Below are 19,022 nucleotides of genomic sequence, written 5' to 3'. Positions count from 1 at the left end.
GGGGATTAGCTATGATTCTGAAAAAGATGGGTTTAATGATGGCTGCAGGTGTTCTGGCGATAAGCACGATCACCGGCTGTAATTCAGGCTCTACGGGTGATTCCGCCGCTGCTGGCCAGACTTCGGCCAATGAGGATGGAACAGTCGATATCGAAGTTTGGGGAACGAACATCGGTTATAAACCGATTACCAAGGGCAGCCAGTTGTATGAGTTTTATAAGGAAAAGCTTGGTGTGGGTGTAATTCATCCGTATGTGGAATGGAACGGAGGCACCAACTATCTGAACCAACTGAATCTGAAAATTGCTGCCAATGAAATGCCTGACTTGTTCATCCCTCAGCAGGGCATTGAAGACAGCTTGGCTAAAAATGGTGCCATTGCCGACCTGACCGACCTGCTGCCTAAATATGCGCCAAATGTATGGGAAGCCATCCCGCAGGAGATGTGGGATGTAGTCAAGGCGAACGATCCTACAGGACAAGGAAGAATCTACTACATTCCTGGGGTTGTGGAATACGGAAGATACGCGGGCATGATCCGCCAGGATTGGCTCGATCAACTGGGTCTGACGATGCCGAAGACTCAGGATGAATATGTTAAGGTGCTCGAAGCATTTCGGGATAAGGATCCTAACGGCAACGGCCAGAAGGATGAGCTTCCTACCGGTGGCAGGGAGCAGGCCCGGTGGATGGACCATCTTTTTGCCATGTACGGGGTAGCGATGTTTGAAGGCTATCCGGAGTGGGATATATACGACGGCGAGCTGACTTATTCCGCAGTGACTCCGAATATGAGGGCAGCTCTGGAATTCGCGGCTAAGCTGTATAAGGAAGGCTTAATCGACAAGGAGTCACTTCTGAACACGAAGGATAAGTGGGATGGCAAAATTCAATCTGACAAAGTAGGGAACTATTTTCACTGGGTCGAGCATGGCAATTTGATTTTGGAGAACCTGGAGAAGAACACAGGCGTAAAGGCTAACTTTACCGTGCTCCCTGTACCGGAAGTCGAAGGATATGAAGGTTTCTACACAATGAAGAGATTTGCACCTCCGCAGTGGGTTATCAAGAACAACAAGGATGAGAACAAGCTGATGGCCACCCTGAAGCTGCTGAACAATATGTATGATAAAAAGAACTGGAAGGATCTGTTTCTGGGCGTGGAAGGCATGCACTATGAGATGAAAGACGGCAAAGCCGTTAAACTTCCCGATGACAAGAGCAGCCAGGAAAATCAACTTTTGAATCCCTATTCGACTTTGGCGACACTTGATTTTACGATAGACCTCTTTAACAGTACTTCATCAGAAGATAGTCAATGGGCGATCGACCAGGTGACCCGTAATATGCAGGAAGCCCAGAAATACGCGAAAGTCATTGCCGGTGACGGTATGCCAGCCAGTGTGTACGACAGCTTCCCTGATATTAATAATCGAACGCTATACGTGGAATACGCCACGAAAATCATTCTGGGACAGTACCCGATCAGCAAGTTTGATGAGTTTGTAGATAAATGGAATGCATCAGGCGGGGAAGAAGTGACCAAACGCGCAAGAGAGTGGTACGCCAAGGTCCAGAAATAATGGATTAACGAAGATATTCGCCCGCATTCTGTTGAAGGCGGGCGAATTTTAATATGGATCTGCCATGCAGAGTACGAATCTACGGATTGAAATAGAAGCCGGACCAGGAGGGAATCATGACAAATCGGTTAATGGATGTGCTCAAGGGTGAGGAACATAATTATATCCTCCCATTTCTGTGGCAGCATGGGGAGGAGGAGCAGGTGATCCGGGAAGAGATGGCCCGTGTGGATGAGGCAGGCATCGGTGCTGTGTGTGTTGAAGCTCGGCCGCATCCTGATTTTCTAGGACCGAAATGGTGGACAGACATGGACATTATTATGGATGAAGCCCGTAAGCGTGGGATGAAGGTATGGCTGCTGGATGACGATCATTTTCCTACGGGACATGCGGCAGGCAAAATACAGGAAGCTCCTGAAGAGCTTCACCGCTTGTTTCTGGGTGAGCGTTATATTGATACCCTCGGTCCTGCAAAAGATGCCTCTTTTTTGCTGGATACATTGCTGATGACTGGGCTTCGGCCTACAATATCGGATCGTCATCATGCAAAAGGGAAAAACCAACTGGTTTCCGCCGTTGCAGTCCGCCGTGATCCGTCCAATGGAACATTACTGAGCGACTGCATCGACATCACTGAACATGTGCGGGACGGTATTCTGTATTGGGACATCCCCGAAGGATACTGGCGCGTATTTATAATTTCTGCCAATAAGGAGGGCGGCAGCAAGGCGCAGGAAGATTACCTGAACCCGCTGGATAAGGCTTCGGTACGGATTCTAATCGATACGGTTTATGAGAAGGTCTATGAACGATATCAGGGGGATTTTGGTAAAACCTTTGCGGGCTTCTTTTCGGACGAACCTGGATTCTATAATGACCCGATCACCTTCGATTTCAATTCAAGACCCGGCAAACCAGGGGTGTCGCTTCCGTGGAGCCTTGAAATGCCTTTTTTGCTGGAGCATGCCCTCGGTGAGGACTATCGTAAGGATCTTTATCTTCTCTGGCAGAATGGGGGAGAGCGATCTGATACTGTGCGGTACACTTATATGAATATCGTTAGCAAGCTCTACGCAGACAACTTCTGCAATCAAATCGGGGCTTGGTGCCGAGCTCGCGGAGTTGAGTATATCGGACATGTTCTCGAAGACAACAATGTTCATGCCAGGCTTGGTCCCGGTGCGGGTCACTTCTTCCGCTCGCTCTGGGGACAGGATATGTCGGGTCTTGATGTGGTGTTATGGCAGATCGTGCCCGGCTTTGACCAATTGAGTTTCCGCACCACGTCAGGGGAGACGGACAGTCTGTTCTTCCACTATGGCCTGGCAAAGCTGGCGGTATCGCTCGGGCACATTGATCCGAAAAAACATGGCCGGACGATGTGCGAATTGTATGGAGCCTATGGCTGGACAGAAGGCTTGAAGCTGATGAAGTGGCTTACCGACCATATGCTGGTGCGCGGAGTTAACTACTTCGTCCCGCATGCTTTTACACAGAAACCCTTCCTGGATCCGGATTGCCCACCGCATATGTATGCAGGCGGTAAAAATCCGCAGTATCGATACTACAAACATCTAAATCAATATATGAACCGAATTAGCCACCTGATTTCAGGTGGAAGGCACGTAGCGACTGCAGGTGTTGTGTATCACGCTGAAGCCGAGTGGTCAGGGGAAGCCATGTATTTTCAGGAGCCCGTCAAAGAATTGATGCAGCATCAGATTGACTGCGATATTCTTCCGATCGATGTTCTTCTGGACGGAGTGAGTGTGATGGATGGCAGACTGCATGTGCATCAAGAAGATTATGCATGCCTGATCCTGCCTTATGCGGATGCGCTTCCTGCTGCGCTGCTGCAGCGTTTGGTTCTGTTTGCGGAACAGGGTCTGGCCATTTATTTTGTTGACAGACTGCCCACGCGTTCCAGCGAAAGCATTGAAGTTGCTGGTGAGCTATCATGTCTTGCGAATCATATGAACGTTAAGAAGGTAGCGCTGAACAAGTTGTCTCAGTATCTGATGAGCAATGGGTATTTCGATATTCAATTGCATTCGCATGAATCTTATCTGCGGCATTACCACTATGTTCATCCTGATTTGGATGTGTTTATGTTCTTCAATGAGAGTCCGCATGACACGATACGTACAAAGGTTGTTTTACCTGTACAAGGAGAGATCTATGCCTATGATGCTTTCCGAAATCGCTTGAACCACTTGACTGCGTCAGATACACATCCGAAGTCGGTGCCGTTGACGTTGTATCCTTATGAATCCATCGTTTTGCTTCATGGAGATAACTTGGATAGTTATGCGATTGGTCCAGTGGATATGGAGTTCAACCAGACCATTGATCTACAAGCTAAGTGGACGGTGTCAACGGCGGACGCTGAACAGTATCCTCATTTTGTGGAGTGGGGCCACTTAAGTACGTTAACCAATATGAGCTCGCCCGGTTATCTTCCGCATTTTTCTGGAACATTTCGTTATGAAACACAATTTGAATGGGATGACACCGTAAATCAGGCTCTATTGGAACTGGGTAAGGTGTATGAAACCGCAGAAGTATGGTTGAACGAAGAACATGTAGGCGTACGAATTTGTCCGCCTTATCGCTTCGAATTGGGCGAACAATTGAAGAAGGGATTAAATATGCTCACTATTGAAGTAACGAATACGCTAGTAAAAGATCAGCAAGATTTTTTGTCCTCTTTTGCCCAGCAGGAGCCAAGCGGACTTATGGGTCCAGTCTGGATAAGCAGTAATGTATAAAAAAAATACTGAACGATTTTAGAGATGATTCTATTTCCTTAAGAGAATTTATTTCAGGAAAAACAGTGCCTTCTAAATCAAAAGACAATTTGTATAAGCCAATGGTTTATTGGTTTATAAGTGCAGTGTATGTGCTACTTAAACTCATGCAATAGAGGTTGTTTTTTTATCTTAAAAAACACATGTCGAAAGAAGAGACTAGGAAGAAAGAGGATTACGTTAACGGAAAATAATAGAACAATATAAGCAACAAAACAGCCGATCATTGTGATCGGCTGTTTTGTTAAGTTAACGGGCAGGTAGTTGCTTTTAATAACTTAACACAAAACTAATTCATTTTTTCAAATAAATTTAATTACGTATAACTCAAGATATAGGTAGTTTATTGCTTAAAAGGTACGTGGACAACTATAAATTTTTACCTTATCTTGTTTATCAGGGAACATGAATTACGGTTGTCAAACATAATTTGTTATGGCAGAGGACATTTGCGCATAAATAAATGTTGTATTATTCTTCGGGTAAAGAATTGTGATTATTCTCCATATCAGTGTCCAGAAAGAGCTTACGATTGAAGAGTTTACTACTAGATAAAGAAGATTAAACACTGGTTACCACATTAAATTATCTCTTTGGGGGATTAAAATGAGTAAAACGAATGAAGAGTTTATTAAAGAAAAAGAAAAGCGAGTTGATGACCTCCCGAAAGTGAAACTCATGGCTCCTTCGGTTGATGGTGGTCCTGATCGCGAAGTAACTGTTGTTTACCAGCGAAAGGCAAACTATGGCTTACCGTCATTCCTCAAACGTAAATGAAACGATTTTAGTAAAAGCCAGCGCTTAAATGATGGCTTTTTTCTTCATATGTGAAGATAAACTGAGATTGAAAACATTTCTTAGAATAGATGAGGATATCTGTCCAGAGACAAGAACATAGTCCGATTGCCGATTAGGTGTATATCTAAACATTAAGCACACGCTTTTACAACTTCATTAAATACCATAATACATAACAATGTTCAAATTGTTAAAGGAAAACTGACACGATGAGAGGTTAAACACGGTCGGCTAGGCATTAAAAAGCGAAATATCAGACTGAAACTGGCATTTGAGGACAAGAACTTGTACCGATTGCCGTAATGGATAAGAACATGTGCCCTTTTCCGATTAGAAACTATCTAAGTGGAAGTGGTGGTCTCTATTGAATAATTAACGGACTAATGGCTGGATAATGATCAAGAGACCAGTTTCAATGCTCAAAAGTATTCCAACCGGAACTATAGCCTTAAATGGAAAGGGGGGAATATACTTTTGTAACAAGGGACGAACACATTGCCTAGATCGTAGTCATTGTAAAAAGACAAGAACTTGTACTGATGCAGTTACTTATCTTTGGAATTAGACACTTTTGTAATAGCTGTTAATTCCATTATAAGCAAATCATCATTGGAGAACATTCGTTCTTATTGAATTACTTATGTCCATAGTCTAAATTCATTTACAAAGACATAAAAACAGAGGTTACGGTCACTAAGTATATTAACGATCTTATCATGATTGATAACCTCACCACTGTTTCTTAAATCAAAATTCATCATTATCAGCAAGGTTATACGTATTTACGATTTCATTAACTGGGCGTTTTTTTTTTGATGCTTTTCTCAAAGAGGTATTCAGCCATTTTTTTCAGGGAAATAGAATTTATAATTATTACTATGAGGAGTTAATCCGTTTGCGTAAAAAGCACAAGATCATGGTTTACGGGGATTACGCGGATCAATCTGTCGACGATACCATATCTAAGCCTACACGCGCAGCTCCGGTTTGGATACCTGGCTGATCGTGTTAAACCATTCCGATTCGCAAAATTCTTTTCAGATTACCGGCCCGTTGAAAGCCAAACTTAAGCATGTCCAGGTATTGCTGAACAACATCGATGGACGATTGGAAACCAATGAAGACTATTTAAAATTAAGGCCGTATGAAGCAGTTATTTTATCAATGACGAATTAAAGCCGAAAGAATAAGAGAACTAGACACAGGAAACTGAATCTAGATTCTGTGCTTTTTATTCAAAGGAATGTTCCTCCATTGTCAAAGAATCGACATCGAAAATTAAATGGTTGACAGCGATTACAAGAGGTGTGTAATATGATTGTACAAAGATCGTTTATGGTCTTTATATTTTTCTCTAATTATTTAACCTTATTAATTAATTATGTTTCGTAAAAAAGGGGGGGAGAAGATGAAGTCTTTTTTGCCGAATGATATCAAGGATGAGAATCGAAAGATCATCTTTGATATTCTGATGCAAAATCCGGAATTGGCCAAGGTAGAAATCGCAGAAAAAACGGCAATGAGCTTTGTGACCGTCAGCAAAATCGTCAATTTTTTTGAAGAAATCGGGCTGTTGACCACCACCGGAGAGAGTCGTGAAGGCTCTGGGGGTCTGGGAAGAAAAAGAACGGTTTACCGGTTTAATGAAAACAGCTACGTAACGATTGGAATTCAAATTATAGGCAAAAGAATAACGGCCGTGCTGATCAACCTCTACAGCAAAATTATTGATTCGTATTCTGTGGAAACCGACGTTCCATTTTATACCGAACCGTTTGTCTCGATTTTTGAAAATATCATTTCGCGCATGAAAGATGCAGCAACAAAGACAAATAGCATTGTCGTAGGCATCGGCGTCGGGGTTGACGGCGCGATTAACACCAGAAAGAAAACGATCAGAATGCGAGTTCAGGATAATAAGGAGCAGGATTATCCATACGAGCAGATCATCCGAAATTTCATGGACCGTGTGAACTTGCCTATTCTCCTTGAGAACGATGTAAATGCCGCTACTGTGGCTGAGTTCCGCAATCTGGAAAATGCTGGCCAAGCACCGACGGATATCGTGCATATTGCGGTTGGAGAGGGGATCGGTGGCGGTCTGATTCTCAATAAGAGACTGCACAGAGGGTTCAATGCAAGCGCGGGAGAACTGGAGTATATGTGCTTTGATCCGGAATACCGGAGGTCTCCATCTTCCGTCGGTTGGTTGGAGAGCAGGTTGGGAATGCAGCATTTGTTAAGCAGGTATGATCTTGGTTCTGACTCGGAAGTCGAAGCTTGCGCAGATTACGTGGGCAAACATCTTGCCCTCACTATGATCAATATCATCAGCGTACTTGACATCGAACAGGTTATTATCAGCGGCAAGACGGTAGCGTTGTTCCCCGAGCGGATTGTGGAGAGAACAAAATATTACGTCGGACAGTACGTGGAATGGACCCCAACGATTACTTACAGTGATATGTACCATTCGACTGCGGTTGGCGCCGCTGTCCTCTCGCTTCAGAATGAAATGATCCACGTAATATCCGGATAGGAGGTTAGCAGAATGATTCGAATTTTTGAAACAGAAGAGGATGTTGCAACGGCAGTTGCTGCAGAGATGAAGGCCCATTTATCGGACGATCATGCGGTGTTTTGTTTGGCCTCAGGCAGCACGCCGCAGAAGAGCTACCTGACATTAGCCGAAGACGCCGGGATACAAGCTGAAACTCGCCATCTGAAAATTGTGAGTCTGGATGAATGGGTGGGCGTGAGCAAAGAATTTGAAGGAAGCTGTTATCAAATGCTGAACGAGGATCTATTCTCGCTGATCCAACTTGATCCTCAGCAGATCGAATTCTTCGATGGAACAGTGCCTGATTTGGAGGAAGAATGCTTGAGGATTGACCGCTTTATTGACCAGCATCCAATAACGTTCAGTTTGATGGGCGTTGGAATGAACGGTCACATTGGTCTGAATGAACCAGGCAGTCCGACCCTGTCCCACAGCAGCGTGGTCGATTTATCACCAACGACCCGGACGGTGGCCCAGAAATATTTCCGGCAGCCTACGCTCCTGGACAAAGGGATTACCTTGGGGCTAGGGCAAATTGCCGCCAGCAAACGGGTGATTGTCGTCATCACCGGCGGGCATAAAGCCGGAGTTGTCCAAGACATTTTTACAAATCCGGACGCCAAGCTTCCTGCACAGGAGCTTCTCGGTTACGAGCATATTGATTTCTTCCTGGATTCGGAGGCGGCGAAGTACATTAAAGAGCGATAAAAACTGAGGAGTTCAAATTATGAGTAACAATGTCATCGGCGTAGATATTGGAGGAACCAACATAAGAGTCGGACTAGTGAATGAGCAGCTGCAGCTGGTTCGAAAAGAGACCGCATCGACTGGGGATTTTCAAGATGGAGAAGAACTTTTTCGTCATGTCAAGCGGCTGATCGAAAAAGCAGATTTGTACCGCTCAGCCGATAAGGTTGGTCTAGCCTTGCCTGTTCCATGGAGAGAAGGAACTGAGATTCTATGCGATGCGACCAATATTCCCTGTTTGGAAGGGATTCATACTGACGTGATCAAGCGGATTTTAACGGGATACGAGGTTCATTTCGAAAATGATGTCAATGTTGTGACCTTCCTTGAATCAGAGCAGGGTGCGTCTAAAGCATATCATCAGTCGATTTATATTACAGTGAGCACAGGAATCGGCAGTGGAATTATTGTGGACAACAAGCTGTTTCACGGAGCACACGGTTATGCTGGCGAGATTGGCAGCATGGTGATATCCAATCACGGAAAGCACCATGCCCATGCCTCCCTTCAGCCGGGCACATTGGAAGCTCTATGCAGCGGCAGAGCCCTGGAAAGAGAAAGTAAACGCTTATACGGCAACGAGGCCACGGTGAACTTGCTTTTTGATAAATACCAACGGCACGACGAAAAAGCCGAAAGGCTTATTACGGATTGGGTCGAACACTTCTCCAACGCGATTGCGTCTTTGATGCAAACGATCGATCCGGACGTCATCGTCATTGGAGGGGCAGTCATTCATAATAATCCATGGTTGGTAGATCAAATGATTGAAAGCGCTAAAACGAAAGTGTTCAAGCATTTAAGAGACAAAGTCCATGTCGTCCTTTCTCAATTCGGCCCTGATGCAGGGATCATCGGAGCGGGTTACATGGCGCTAAAAAACGATAAAGGAGCACGAACAACATGAAGAAAATGAAAGTGGCTTTGATTGGAGCCGGCAGCGTCTCCTTTGCTTTGGGAGCGCTTCAGGATATGGTGCTGTCCGAGCGATTGAAAACCCAGGTGGAGCTGGAAATCGCCCTGATGGATATCGAAGAAGAAAACGTGGCTCGAACGTATAAATATGCTTCGGATATGTTCACCGCGTTCTCGCATCCGGCGAACATTTGGCAGACGACCCGGCTGGAGACGGCGCTGGAAAAGGCTGATTTCGTCATCGTTGCCATCGAAGTGAATCGCTATTTCTACTGGTCCCAGGATTTCCACGTACCTCGGCGATTTGGCAGCAAGCAAATTTACGGGGAAAACGGCGGTCCCGGCTCTATGTTCCATACCTTGCGGAATCTGGGACCCATGCTCGAAATCGCCCGCACAATGGAACGGGTATGTCCAGACGCATGGTTCATCAACTATACCAATCCGGAAGCAAAATTGGTAGAAGCCATTTCAAAGCTCACCTCGATCAAAATCGTTGGTCTATGCCATGGGCTTGATATGGGAATCGAGCAGCTGTCCCATTTCCTCGAGATGGATATCAACGACATCGGAATGGAAGGCGGTGGCCTCAACCATTTCGGCTTCTTCACCAAAATCTGGAACAAAAAAACAGGGGAGGATTTGTATCCTTTGTTTGATGAAAAAGAACGCAAAGCCAACCGTCTGGCTCAATTCGATCATGTTGCCCTATCGAGAACGATGTACCGCACATACGGATATTATCCGTATCCAGGAACCAACCATTGTGGCGAATATGTATCTTATGCCGAAGATTTCTATGCGGGTCTGTCTTTGCAGTACAGATACGATCCTATTCGCGAAAAGCTGTGGGAGAGCGATTCAAGAACTCCGGATTTCGTATATTGTGCGAGCGGTAACAGTATCGATCAAGGCTTGTTCTCACAAGTTCAAACACAGGAGTTATGGGTGGAAGAGGCCTATATTTTCGACAAGGAAAAGGTGAGCTGCAGCAATGAATATGCCATTCCGATTATTGAAGCCATTTTCTTCGATGATGAGATTGAATTGAATGCTGTCAATTTGCCAAACAAAGGGGCGATCAAAGGGCTGCCTGACGATATGGTGGTTGAGACTCAAGCCATTGTTAACGGTAAAGGAATTACGCTGAAACCGATGACGGTTGAACTGCCAACCGCGATCATCGGAACGATTCATATTCAAGGAACGATTCACAAACTGCTGCTTGAGGCTTATGTAGAGAAGTCCAAGACGAAGCTTCTGCAGGCCATTTTATTGGACCCTCAATCCCCTACGTATTATCAGGCCTGCGCAATGATTGACGAGATGTGCAGACTGCAGCAAGATATCCTGCCTCCGCTGGAGTGGAAATAAAGGAGCAGTTATGGAAAATCGCAAAATCATCGAATTGCTTCAGGAAATGACGCTTGCCGAGAAGATCGGACAGCTTTCCCAGACTACCGGAGAGCATTACATCGGCAAAGTAGACAGCGAAATGGTCGAAACAGGCCCAGACTTTCCGGCCCATATGATAGAGGGAGATACCCTTTATACGATGGGAAGCATTATCGGCGTCTCGAGCGCCGGAATTACGAATCGGATTCAACGCCAATATTTGGAGAGGTCAAGACTCAAGGTTCCTCTCTTGTTCATGCACGATGCGATTCATGGCTACAAGACGATTTTCCCCATACCATTGGGCCTTTCCTGTACTTGGGATGAGCGTATTTTGCAGCAGGTTGCGGAGGACACCGCTTCCGAATTGCGTGCCACCGGTATTCATGTGAATTTCTCACCGATGGTCGACCTTGTGCGTGACTCCAGGTGGGGAAGGGTGATGGAGTCCTTCGGCGAAGACCATTTGCTATCCGGCAACCTTGGCCGGGCAATGATCAGAGGTTATCAAAAAGGAGAGCACGGCCTCATCGCCGATTCAGGAGTAGCGGCTTGTTTGAAGCATTTTGCCGCCTATGGAGCAGGCATCGGGGGGAAGGACTACAACGCCGTAGATATGTCCTGGAGAGAATTCTACGCCTACTATGGCAAGCCCTATGAAATTGCCTTGCAAGAGAAGCCTAAATTCGTCATGAGCTCTTTCAATAGTTTTAACGGCATACCTGTGAGTGCAAGCGAAGAGATGATGAAGGAAATTTTGAGAGACACTTATCAATTTGATGAGATCGTTATATCGGATTGGGGCGCTGTCTCCGAATTGCAGAACCACCGTATAGCAGCAAACGGTAAGGAAGCCGCCGAATTAGCCTTAAAAGCTGGCATTGATATCGAAATGGTTTCGACGCTGTACCTTCAGCACTACGAAGAAATTCTGGCGGAGAATCCGGCGCTTCTGCAGGAGATTGATGCAGCAGTATTGAAGATTTTGCAGCTCAAAAATGAACTGGGCCTGTTCGAAAATCCTTATGCAGACGAAGATCTGGAGCATGAAGTCCTTTTGAATCCACGTTTTCTGGAAAATGCAAAGAACGCTGCCAAACGAAGCTGTGTATTGCTGAAGAACGAACAAATGCTGCCTATAAAACAAGAATACAAAAACATCATCATCGTTGGCCCATTTGCCGGCAGCAATCAATTATTAGGAAATTGGAAATGCAAGGGGAGCTTCGATGACGTTGTTACTTTGCCAGAAGGAATGAAGCGAGCGAATGAATCCTTTAATCTGCAAGTCTACGAAACCCTCGAGGACTGTCCGACATCCCAATTGGAACAATGCGATTTCATTGTCGTGGCGATCGGTGAGCAATGGGAATTAAGCGGCGAAGGGCATAGCAGCGTAAACATCGAACTGGAGAGCAGCCAGCAGCAGCTGATCCGCGAAGTCAAGCAGACGAACAAACCGTATGCGTGCATCTGTTTCTCAGGCAGGCCGTTGGCTCTTCAAAACATTATTGATGATATTCCGGCTCTCTTGTGGTGTTGGTATCCAGGTACGCAAGCCGGAAATGCAATTGCCGAGCTGATTACAGGCCAGGGCACCCCTACCGGCAAGTTGACGATGTCTTTCCCTCGTCATTCGTCGCAAGCGCCAATCTATTACAATGAATACAGTACGGGACGGCCAGCCAATGAATCAAGCTACAGCAGCAGGTATCAAGACTGCGAGATTGGACCTTTATTTCCTTTCGGACACGGACTGACTTATACCGATACGCAGTATTCGGGCTTCCGGATTTCACGTCATGATCTGACAGATGATCAAGAATTAACGATCTCTTTTGAGGTAAGTAATCCAAGCAAATATGATTATGATGAGACGGTTATCTTATTCATTGAGGACCTCGTCTCAAGAGCGGTACGTCCCATCCGCGAGATGAAGAAATATCGAGTGATCAGCATTCCGGCATATCAGACCGTTTCTGTACAAATGACGTTGAGTGTGGACGATTTTCGTTATTTGGATCACCAGCTGCAACAAACGATGGAACCGGGGAAATTCAATATTTATATCAATCATCTTCAAAATCCCATTGCATCGGTAGAATATCGTTAACGAATCTGGCATCAAAAGGTTTTTCTGAAATGGCCACCAGACTCGCCCATTTATTAAATGAAATTAATTAATTGTGTAAAGTTTTTCTGCGCAGCAAATTGAACTCGATGAGGGAGTCTGGCGCCATTTTCGGATAATGCCTGGATTATGCAAAGCTTAAAGTGTGATAGAGAGGGGGTAAGGTGATGTTATCCAAATTGAGACACAAGTTTCTTTCCCAGTGGGAGCTTCAAGTCATGGTCTGGCCCAGCATCATATTGATGGTTGTTTTCTCATTTGTTCCGATGTTCGGACTGGTTATCGCATTTCAGGACTATTCTCCCTTATCTGGCTTTACGGGTTCTGAATTTGTGGGCTGGGATAATTTCAAAGCTTTTTTGGGGGACAACGATTTCTATAATGTGTTAACGAATACGTTAGGAATCAGTTTGATGAAGCTTTTGATTGGTTTTCCGCTTGAAATCGTTTTGGCTATTTTGATCAATCAAATCCGATTGAGTTTCTTAAAGAAATTCACGCAAACGGTTTCCTACTTGCCCCATTTCTTGTCATGGGTCATTCTTGGCGGCATGATTACATCATGGCTCGGATCGACCGGGCTTTTGAACAGTTTCCTGCTATCCACGCATCTTATATCTGAACCGATCTCTTTCTTGTCCAATGCAAATGCTTATTGGTGGATAGCAACGTTATCGGATATTTGGAAAGAGGTCGGCTGGGGAACCATTCTCTATTTGGCAGCCATAGCCGGGATAGATCCATCATTGTATGAGGCTGCCAAAGTGGATGGAGCCAAAATTTTGAAAAGAATCTGGCATGTCACGATTCCAGGCATCAAAAACATTATCGTATTGATGTTTCTGCTCCGCATTGGCTCGATTCTCGGGGCAAACCTGGATCAGACGCTGGTCCTGCAAAACGCTTCAAACATGCCGCGCAGTGAAGTCATTGATTCGTATGTGTATCACTTGGGCCTTGCGCAAGGAGACTTCTCGTTTGCAACGGCTGTCGGCATCTTTTCTTCTATTGTTTCGGTCACTTTACTTCTGATCGCCAATGTTCTGACCAAGAAGCTTAGTGACAGCTCCATTTTCTAGAAAGGAGGCAACCGCGTGGGACTGGATAGAGGCGAAAAAATATTCAATATGTTCAACATGCTGTTTATGATTGTTTTTATTTCCGTCATTGTATTTCCCTTGATCAATATCATTGCACTTTCCTTCAATAATGGTTATGACGCGATGAAGGGAGGCATCTACCTGATTCCCAGGAAGTTTACGCTGGTAAACTATGAGACCATTTTGAAAGATACGACTATTTACAGGGCGTTCGGCGTGACCGTAGCCAAAACTGTAATCGGTGTCATTGGGCATTTGGCCGTTACAGGTGCTGCAGCCTATGCTCTGAGCAAGTCCTATTTGTTGGGGAGAAAGATATTCATCCGTATGGGGATCATCACGATGTTTTTCTACGGAGGAATGATTCCATCATTTCTGGTCGTGAAATCGCTCGGTCTGGCAAACAGTTTCTGGGTCTACATTATCCCTGTATTATTCAGCTTTTACGATATGATCATATTAATGAACTTCTTCAGGAACTTGCCGGAATCCATCGAAGAATCGGCCAAGATCGACGGAGCTAGTGTATTTCAAATTTTCTTCAAAATCGTCGTTCCCTTATCTTTTCCGGTACTCGCCACGATTGCTTTGTTTCATGGCGTCTATCAGTGGAATGATTTCTTCGTCGCCAAGCTGTACGTGACGGATAAAACACTGTACCCGATTCAATATTATTTGTATCAGCTGTTAACGAGCGCTGGCGCGGCGAACTCTGCCAAAGCAGGGGTATATATATCCACAGCATTTACGACGCAATCGTTGCAGCAAGCAACCATGATCATTACAACCTTGCCGATTATGCTGGTTTACCCATTTCTTCAGAAATACTTTATTAGCGGCATGCTGGTCGGAGGCGTCAAAGAATAAGGATAAGAACGGGGGAGAACATGATGAAGAAATCGATCATCATTATGACTTTGGCTGCATTGACATTATCGTTGACAGGCTGCGGGGGGAAGGCAAACAAGACGGAGCTGCCGGACTCAACGATTGAAGTGGACAAAAATACGCCGAGTTGGAAGAAAGACACGGCCAAAGCCGAACTGGATTGGTATATTAACTTTGATTGGTTTGCCCAATCCTGGGGCAAGGACGTAGCCTCCAAATTCATTACAGAAGATACTGGAGTAAGCATCACATATCTGGGCGGCAGCGACGACAAGCTGAATACGATGATGGCCTCCGGAGATCTGCCAGATATCATTACGATGGATGGAAGCAACCCGTTAGTTAAGGATGCCGAAAAATTTGCGATTCCACTGGATGAGCTGGCCAAGAAATACGATCCTTACTTTTTGGAAACCGCTTCCAAACCTGAAACGCTCAAGTTCTTTACAAGGGATGACGGCCATATTTACGGGTATCCTAATTTCTCGAACACGAAATCCGATTATGAAAAGGGCGGCATTTATGGCAATCAGGCGTTTCTGGTGCGGAAGGATATCTATGAACTGCTGGGCAAGCCGGATATGACCACGCCTGAAGGATTTATTTCGGCATTGGAAGCCATGCAGAAGCTTGGTGCGAAGGATGAACTGGAAAAAAACATTATTCCGATTGGGGTGACCCCATTTACAGGAGATAGCTCTGAGAAGAACGGAGTGTTTAATAGAACGTTGGCTGATTTTATCGGAGTCCCGATGTTGACTGATGATGGTAAATACTACGACCGTTATACGGATGCCGATTTTCAGAAATGGCTTAAGGTGTTCGTTGAAGCACGTCAAAAAGGGTTGGCAGACCGGGATATGATTACGATGACCGGAGACGACAAGAATGCCCGGATAACGAACGGCAGCTACTTCGCCTATTTCGCTGCGGATTTGACCGCGGAGACGGATACGTTAACCGTGTGGGCGAAGGAACATCCAGGCAAGGAATACATCGCCGTTAACGGGCCCTCTTCTACGGTTGGACGAACGACCGCCTTGCCAGGAACGTCCATCGAAGGGTGGACCCAAACTTTCATAACTAAAAGCAGCAAGGATCCGCAAAAAGCGATGGAGCTCATAACATATCTGGTTAGCGAGGAAGGGAACAATGTAATGAATTTTGGACGAGAAGGGGAAACTTACAGTCTGGTGAATGAAAAGCCGGTCTTAAATGCAGACTTACTGGATTTCAAGCAGACTGATCCGGCGGGCTTTGAGAAGGAAATCGGCTTGACGACTCATCTGTGGCTGCAGGACAGTGCTTTGCTCTCGCGTCAAATGGGACTTTCGCAGTTTCCGAAGGCTTTGCAACAGGCCAAACAATGGACCAAAGACCACGTTGTTCCACAATTCGAAATCGCAGGACTGGACGTTTATTTATCTAAACAATCTTCGAGAAACGCAGAGAAGATCGAGCAGAACTGGTCGCAGACGATCGCCAAGATTTTGGATGCCAAGTCGGACAAAGAAGTCGATCAGGCGATGGCCGAGTTCATCCAATATCGAATGGATAATGGGTTCGATGAGTTGGTGAAGGAGCGAAATAGCCAAATTGAAGCGAATGTAAAGAAACTGGAATAAAATACAGGAACTAATCAAAAGAGGGCTCTCCGATCGAAGAGCCCTTTTCACTATATTCCGGCAGTGGTTATCGGCTTGCCGTTTGATAATGACAAATGCTTGTTGGCTATTCTGTCCGTCATTTTTTTACTTTTTAGCCCGCTCGAGTAAATTAGATATGTAATCCTTTTTTTCATCCGAATAAGAGAGTAGTGTGGTATACCCTTTTTGGATTGCGTTTAATTTTTTTTCATAATATTGCTTGGCCTCATTCGGATTGTTCCTCTGCGTTGTCTTCGAAGGCGTTAAGAAGTAGCGCTCTTTCACTCTCAAACAAAATAGGCCACTGTTCATCATAAGGCACTACACGAATCATTTCATCAATTCCCATTTTCGTTTGCCCCCCTTGTTGGCATTGTATCGCATGAATGGCTTGAAAACAACAAGATATAACGTGTTCGCAGTAGAGAAGTTGTAATCATGGAAGCAAAAACTTTTTTTGTGATATCATAGAAAAAAACACTTTGAATGGAGGTTTATAAATGTCTGAACAATACCTTCACGTACTCAAAGCATGTCTCATCGAGACCGGAAAAAATAGTTTGCGGCATTTGGAAGGCAACATTGATGTAGGTTCGAAAGCATCTCATAAAGAATTGGTTACATTTGTAGACCGCCAAAATGAGCAAATGATCATACAACGGATAAAGGAAAATTTCCCTCATCACAAAATTATGGGGGAAGAAAGTTATACAGGAGAAACGTTTGAACCGAATGATTTCGTTTGGATTGTTGATCCGATCGATGGGACAACGAACTATTTACATCAAAAACAAACTTTTGCGATCTCCATCGCTTTATATCAGAATGGACAAGGGATTTGCGGGGCTGTTTACAACCCTTCTTCTGATGAACTTTTTTGGGCAGAGAAAGGTTCAGGCGCATATCTGAACAATAAACGACTTTTGATGAATTCAACATCAGTGGCATTAACTGATTCATTATTTTCTACGTTTATTCGATATGATCAGCAAGAAGAGAGACTTGGATTTGAAAGGTTTGTACATCATATCGCTAATGAGTCAAGAGGAATCCGTATGATTGGATGCGGCTCTCTGGAACTGGCTTACGTGGCTTGCGGAAGATTTAATGCATATTTTAGTTCTCTTCAGAAACCGTGGGATTTTGCAGCAGGTAAATTGTTAGTCGAAGAAGCAGGAGGTAGAATTACTTGTTTAAATGGAGATCCGATAGATATATATATGGCAGGCAGCAGTATTCTTGCGGCCAGTAAGGAGCTTCATCAGGAAATATTAAATAAGTCCAAGAGAATCTTGTACACATAACATTTAGTAGATGTCGAACATAATCTTATCCAATTAATAATGGTTTTAGCACTAAAGGAGAACAATAGTCGAATAAATGAAACGGGAGCTCTGCGGTTGCGACTCCCGTTTATCGACAGGATTGTGGTTTTCATGTTGTGAATTCCGCATGGATGTGATAATGGATGGAATTACGTTGTTGTTGAGTTGTAAATGATCAAAAAACAAAGTTAAATATGTCATTTCCCCATGGATTCTTTGGTGTGATTCAGTTAAGATAAATGTAATAGAATGACATACAGAGTATGGAGGGTAAGCATGCATTCTTCCTATAGCGAAGTGGAGAAAAGAAGACAAGAGATATTGAAGGAACTAGAGGAACGGGACAAAGTCTATGTAAAAAAACTTGCCGAAAAATTCGGCGTGACAACCGAGACCATTCGGCGAGATCTGGACAAGCTGGAGAGTCTAAACAAACTAAAAAAAATATTTGGCGGAGCGATCAAAACGAGCGATCAAAAGCTGGAATGGGTATATAACGATCGAGAGTCGCTCAATTTGGAGGTCAAAAGAAAACTAGCAGCCGAGGCAGCCGAATGGGTGGAAGACAATGATATTCTATTCCTCCAGGCAGGGAGCACCATTGCCCAAATGCCGTCTTTCTTAAGAGACAAAAAGGAGCTTACGGTGGTCAGCAATTCCGTTCCAATCATTTTTGAATTCGCTCAATATAAGCGGAATGGGAAATTTGATGGACGAGTGATTCAGATTGGCGGAGAGCTTCAAGTTTCTTCGATGGGAATGTCAGGCGTACTTGCTCAAGACATGTTAAAGGACATTTCTGTAAACAAGGCTTTTTTTTCCTGCGGGGGTTTTACGCCTGAAAATATCAGTACATTTCAGAGCGAAACCGCGATAATGATGAAAAGCCTATTCAGTCAAAGCCAAAAGAAGGTGTTGGTAGCGGATGCTTCAAAAATGGGAGTCAATCATTTGTATAAAGTAACTGCCCTACATAATGTGGACATGATTATTACTGATACGAACTTGCCTGAAGAATGGAAATCACACACCGAATTGTCCTCATTACAATGGATTTCTATTTAAATTCAAGAGAATTGCTATAAAAACAACACCTCGTTTGTTTCCAAACGAGGTGTTGTTTTTAT

General features: G+C 44.5%; 14 protein-coding genes. 13 read left to right on the top strand and 1 reads right to left on the bottom strand.

Going from position 1 to position 19,022, the window contains the following annotated elements; all coding sequences use genetic code 11:
* Nucleotides 1–11 precede the first annotated feature (11 nt).
* From MHB49_RS17965 to MHB49_RS17915, 11 genes are all read left to right on the top strand, one after another.
* A complete protein-coding gene (locus MHB49_RS17965) occupies nucleotides 12–1,583 on the top strand; it encodes an ABC transporter substrate-binding protein (RefSeq protein ID WP_405152407.1) in 1,572 nt (523 codons plus the stop codon).
* A gap of 116 nt (nucleotides 1,584–1,699) precedes the next feature.
* Complete coding sequence (locus MHB49_RS17960) at nucleotides 1,700–4,351, top strand: glycosylhydrolase-like jelly roll fold domain-containing protein (RefSeq protein ID WP_405152406.1); 2,652 nt, start codon at nucleotides 1,700–1,702, stop codon at nucleotides 4,349–4,351.
* 645 nt (nucleotides 4,352–4,996) lie between these two features.
* A complete protein-coding gene (locus MHB49_RS17955; RefSeq protein WP_405152405.1) occupies nucleotides 4,997–5,167 on the top strand; it encodes a hypothetical protein in 171 nt (56 codons plus the stop codon).
* A 1,429-nt stretch (nucleotides 5,168–6,596) separates the two neighbouring features.
* On the top strand, nucleotides 6,597–7,727 hold the full coding sequence (locus MHB49_RS17950; protein WP_405152404.1) for an ROK family protein: 1,131 nt from the start codon (nucleotides 6,597–6,599) through the stop codon (nucleotides 7,725–7,727).
* 12 nt (nucleotides 7,728–7,739) lie between these two features.
* Nucleotides 7,740–8,456 (top strand): 6-phosphogluconolactonase, encoded by a 717-nt coding sequence (locus MHB49_RS17945; protein WP_405152403.1) that lies wholly within the window; start codon nucleotides 7,740–7,742, stop codon nucleotides 8,454–8,456.
* Between the two features lie 19 nt (nucleotides 8,457–8,475).
* Entirely contained in the window at nucleotides 8,476–9,402 is a 927-nt protein-coding gene (locus tag MHB49_RS17940; RefSeq protein WP_405152402.1) for an ROK family protein, read from the top strand.
* A complete protein-coding gene (locus MHB49_RS17935) occupies nucleotides 9,399–10,784 on the top strand; it encodes an alpha-galactosidase (protein WP_405152401.1) in 1,386 nt (461 codons plus the stop codon). The genes MHB49_RS17940 and MHB49_RS17935 overlap by 4 nt, the downstream gene beginning before the upstream one ends.
* A 10-nt stretch (nucleotides 10,785–10,794) precedes the next feature.
* Nucleotides 10,795–12,918, top strand: coding sequence for a glycoside hydrolase family 3 N-terminal domain-containing protein (locus tag MHB49_RS17930; RefSeq protein WP_405152400.1), 2,124 nt, complete (start codon nucleotides 10,795–10,797; stop codon nucleotides 12,916–12,918).
* Nucleotides 12,919–13,103: 185 nt separating this feature from the next.
* On the top strand, nucleotides 13,104–14,015 hold the full coding sequence (locus tag MHB49_RS17925) for an ABC transporter permease (protein WP_405152399.1): 912 nt from the start codon (nucleotides 13,104–13,106) through the stop codon (nucleotides 14,013–14,015).
* A gap of 15 nt (nucleotides 14,016–14,030) precedes the next feature.
* Nucleotides 14,031–14,903: a carbohydrate ABC transporter permease gene (locus MHB49_RS17920; RefSeq protein ID WP_405152398.1), complete on the top strand. Its 873-nt coding sequence runs from the start codon at nucleotides 14,031–14,033 to the stop codon at nucleotides 14,901–14,903.
* A gap of 20 nt (nucleotides 14,904–14,923) precedes the next feature.
* Nucleotides 14,924–16,549 carry an extracellular solute-binding protein gene (locus tag MHB49_RS17915; protein ID WP_405152397.1) on the top strand — a complete coding sequence of 542 codons (1,626 nt, stop codon included), beginning with the start codon at nucleotides 14,924–14,926 and terminating at the stop codon, nucleotides 16,547–16,549.
* Between the two features lie 247 nt (nucleotides 16,550–16,796).
* Here the strand turns inward: MHB49_RS17915 and MHB49_RS17910 are convergent, their stop codons facing one another.
* Nucleotides 16,797–16,919 carry a hypothetical protein gene (locus MHB49_RS17910; RefSeq protein WP_405152396.1) on the bottom strand — a complete coding sequence of 41 codons (123 nt, stop codon included), beginning with the start codon at nucleotides 16,917–16,919 and terminating at the stop codon, nucleotides 16,797–16,799.
* Between the two features lie 151 nt (nucleotides 16,920–17,070).
* Here MHB49_RS17910 and MHB49_RS17905 point away from each other — a divergent pair, with 151 nt between their 5' ends.
* Both MHB49_RS17905 and MHB49_RS17900 read left to right on the top strand, forming a co-directional pair.
* Nucleotides 17,071–17,874 carry an inositol monophosphatase family protein gene (locus tag MHB49_RS17905; protein WP_405152395.1) on the top strand — a complete coding sequence of 268 codons (804 nt, stop codon included), beginning with the start codon at nucleotides 17,071–17,073 and terminating at the stop codon, nucleotides 17,872–17,874.
* A gap of 297 nt (nucleotides 17,875–18,171) precedes the next feature.
* Nucleotides 18,172–18,960, top strand: coding sequence for a DeoR/GlpR family DNA-binding transcription regulator (locus tag MHB49_RS17900; protein ID WP_405152394.1), 789 nt, complete (start codon nucleotides 18,172–18,174; stop codon nucleotides 18,958–18,960).
* Nucleotides 18,961–19,022 lie beyond the last annotated feature (62 nt).

Source organism: Paenibacillus sp. FSL K6-0108, from assembly GCF_045040695.1.
GTDB lineage: Bacteria > Bacillota > Bacilli > Paenibacillales > Paenibacillaceae > Paenibacillus > Paenibacillus pabuli_B.
This window is presented reverse-complemented; position numbering and strand designations above follow the sequence as displayed.